Source organism: Klebsiella sp. CSG-1, assembly GCF_056521145.1.
In genome coordinates this window covers 1-506 of record NZ_JBWNLD010000040.1, presented here as the reverse complement: position 1 = coordinate 506, position 506 = coordinate 1, and the positions used below count along the sequence as shown (strand labels likewise).

The window sequence follows — 506 nt, the reverse complement described above, 5'->3', positions numbered from 1 at the left end:
GCATTCGACCAGATCGATAACGCACCGGAAGAAAAAGCTCGTGGTATCACCATCAACACTTCTCACGTTGAATATGACACCCCGACTCGCCACTACGCACACGTAGACTGCCCGGGCCACGCCGACTATGTTAAAAACATGATCACCGGTGCTGCTCAGATGGATGGCGCGATCCTGGTTGTTGCTGCGACTGACGGCCCGATGCCGCAGACTCGTGAGCACATCCTGCTGGGTCGTCAGGTAGGCGTTCCGTACATCATCGTGTTCCTGAACAAATGCGACATGGTTGATGACGAAGAGCTGCTGGAACTGGTTGAAATGGAAGTTCGTGAGCTGCTGTCTCAGTACGACTTCCCGGGCGACGACACTCCGATCGTTCGTGGTTCCGCTCTGAAAGCGCTGGAAGGCGAAGCAGACTGGGAAGCGAAAATCATCGAACTGGCTGGCTACCTGGATTCTTACATCCCGGAACCAGAGCGTGCGATTGACAAGCCGTTCCTGCTGCC

At 55.3% G+C, this 506-nt stretch carries 1 protein-coding gene; it reads left to right on the top strand.

The features are described from left to right. On the top strand, nt 1-506 hold a 506-nt coding region (locus AC007G_RS28310), incomplete at both ends, for a GTP-binding protein (protein ID WP_227699616.1).